Source organism: Caldisalinibacter kiritimatiensis, from assembly GCF_000387765.1.
Lineage (GTDB): Bacteria > Bacillota > Clostridia > Tissierellales > Caldisalinibacteraceae > Caldisalinibacter > Caldisalinibacter kiritimatiensis.
The window spans coordinates 1-3057 of the sequence record NZ_ARZA01000190.1 but is presented as its reverse complement, the minus strand read 5'-3'; the positions used below and the strand labels follow the sequence as shown (position 1 = coordinate 3057).

General features: G+C 27.9%; 2 protein-coding genes. Both read right to left on the bottom strand.

Translation table 11 applies throughout. The annotated features are described in order from the left end of the window. Positions 1-211: 211 nt before the first annotated feature. Positions 212-751: a hypothetical protein gene (locus L21TH_RS08310; RefSeq protein ID WP_006314002.1), complete on the bottom strand. Its 540-nt coding sequence runs from the start codon at positions 749-751 to the stop codon at positions 212-214. Positions 752-1119: 368 nt separating this feature from the next. Then, a complete protein-coding gene (gene abc-f, locus L21TH_RS08305; RefSeq protein WP_006314001.1) occupies positions 1120-2784 on the bottom strand; it encodes a ribosomal protection-like ABC-F family protein in 1665 nt (554 codons plus the stop codon). Between the last annotated feature and the right edge of the window lie 273 nt (positions 2785-3057).

Sequence of the window (3057 nt, the reverse complement as noted above, 5' to 3'; positions counted from 1 at the left end):
AAAAACCATTTATTCCTAAAGTTATTTTTTCACTTTCAAAAGTTTTAGTTAATTTGGTTTATTAATATTATATTAATCTTTCTTTACAATCAGCAAGCAAGACTCCACGTACATGGAATTTTCAATAAAGCTTAAAAGAAAACACCTCGTATTCTACTATACAAAGTGTATAAACTAGATGAATTTAGTAAATTTGAAAATCCTTATCTTCTTATTTCCTTAACTCTTTTATAGCTCCTAAACAATTTTTTATATAAGAACCTGTATAGGTAATAAAGGCCAAAACATAAATACCAAAGAATATTCTTAATATAAATTTCTTTATAGGTATAAACTGCATCGTTATAAAAGCTTCATAATACACCGGTAAAGATAACAAATACATATTTTGTAACAGAAATGGCATCCAAGACATATTCAACACTAATAGTACACTCCAAACACTTAATGTAAATACTGATACTTTTTTATTTCTATAAACTAAATCAATAATACATAAAACTGTTACAATTAGAGTAACAAGCCGGTAAATACTATACGGTATTTTCATTTCGTGTTGGAAGAACACTGTTGAATCCCCACTATATTTTATAGGACCACCATTTACAAAATCCATGTTATTAAAGCTATTATAACCACTCCAGTTTATATATTCATAAATCATAAATGATGTTTGTATTAAAAATATACAAATTATTAAAAATGGTACCACATACTTAACAAACCAAGTATTTATTAATCTCTTTTCCATTTCACTTTATCTCCTAACTCTTCAATAAGTATATCCTTCATCTTCTAAAGTTTCCCATCCATTAGTATCATCACTAATCCAAGCATGATAGTTTCTTGTGTGTTGTGCAACTTTATACTTAATGCATTATATAAGAAAAATTTTTCTACTATGAAAAAAATTAATTCCTACATAATTTTCATTCTCTTTTCTGGACTTGCAGTGCAACCTACAAGAAAGGTCTTTATTTTCAATCTATTTTTACATAGAACACATCTTATACGTAGTCACTAATTAGAATTGCTTCCAATCTTTTTTATAATTATCCCATAAATTTTTTTAACAACTTTATTTTATTTTTTAAAAAAACTATAACTCTTTTATTGTAATTATTCATTTTGTTCCTTCAATCTTTTAAGTTCTCTATTTATATTAAAGTATTCATTTTCCAGCTTAATTTTTTCTTCATCACTACAATTTATAAGTTTAAATGAAATATAAGATAGATCCATTTGTAATTTAAGTATTTTTTCCTTAATATTAGTCCCTTTATTCGAGATAGTTTCGGATTTTTTATTTAAAAAATAAGAATAATCTCCCAAATATTGAGTCATTCCGTTGTCTAAAAGCTCCCATATCTCTTCTGCAACTTTATTTATAAAATACCTATCGTGGGATACGAATAAAATTGCTCCTTTGTAGTCAAGAAGTGCATCTTCAATTATCTCCTTAGTAGGTATATCGAGAAAATTAGTAAGCTCATCCAGTATTAATAGATTATTTTCTTCTAAGATAAGCTTCAAAAATGCTACTCTAACCTTTTCACCATAGCTTAGATTTGATATTTTTTTATACACATCATCCCTTGGAAAAAGCATTGAACCTAACATTGTTCTAACATAGCTTTCGTCATTGCTAATATTTTTTAGCTCCTCTAGAATCGTGAAATCCAAATTCAATTCCTCAAATTCCTGGGAAAAATAGCCTATCTTAGTGGAAGGAGCTATATATAAGTTTCCTTCAAGTTGAACTTTTCCCACTAAGCCTTTCAGCAAAGTACTTTTTCCAACTCCATTTTTTCCTATAAGTCCTATCCTTGAATTTCTATTAATATTGAAACTTACATTTTCAAAAAGCACTCTATCATAGGATTTTGATAATCCCTCTGCCCTAACTAAAATATTGCTAATTTTATCACTACTACCTTCAAATCTAATATTTATATTTTTAGATACTTCAGGTTTTTTCTTCTCCTCCATATTTTTAATTCGTGATATAATTGTTTTGGACCTTTTAGCTATTTTTGCAGCCTTATGTCTTTGAAAATCATTTTTGGACATATTGTTATATTTATTTGCCCTCTCCATATGTTTTCGAGCTGCTATTTCAAGTTTCTTCTTCTCTTTTACATACTGAATATACTCTTGTCTTGCTTTATCAAGTTCAACCTTCTTTTGTTTTGCATAAAAGGTATATCCTCCATTATATTCTTTTAGGCTTTTATTTTCCAATTCGAATATTTTAGCAACTGTTTTATCTAAAAAGTACCTATCATGTGTCACCATTAGAACTGCCCCATTAAAATTATTAATAAAGTCTTCCAACCACTCTTTAGTTTCATTATCTATATGGTTAGTAGGCTCATCAAGTATGAGTACATCCGGATTTATAAGAAGAAGCTTTATAAGATATAATTTAGTTTTTTCACCACCACTTAGACTCTCAATTTTTTGATGTTCAATATCCTTTAGCCCAAACTTATTAAGAAGACTAAAAAATTCCCCATACTTATTGGTTTCGTTCATTAGTTCATAAACGTATATATGATTGTTGGTAAATAAATTTTGTGGTAGATATCCAAAACTTCCATAGAATTTTATACTTCCAGAATCTGCTTCTAGGTCTGAAGTAATTATTCTTAGAAGTGTAGTTTTACCTACTCCATTTCTCCCCACTATACCAATTCTATCCTTTCTATATAACTTAAAGGAAATATCCTTTAATATTTCTTTATGTTTAATAAATTTTGACACATTATTTACATCTAATAACATATTATCAACTCCTATTAAAAAATAACTATAGGATACACCCTATACCTAATATTGAAAATACGATATTTCAGCCATTCTCAATGAAAATGTACTAGTTTATTATAAAACAAAAAAGCCATAGGTGTGATTACCCATGGCTTTATTTCAAAAATTGTATATGAAATTAACCGTTACCTTCAATAACAATTAAAACAGGGGGTACCACAAACCTTAACAGTGAACTACTCGCCATTGAAATGGCAAGCTTCGGAGTCGCAAGTTAAAAACTTGCTA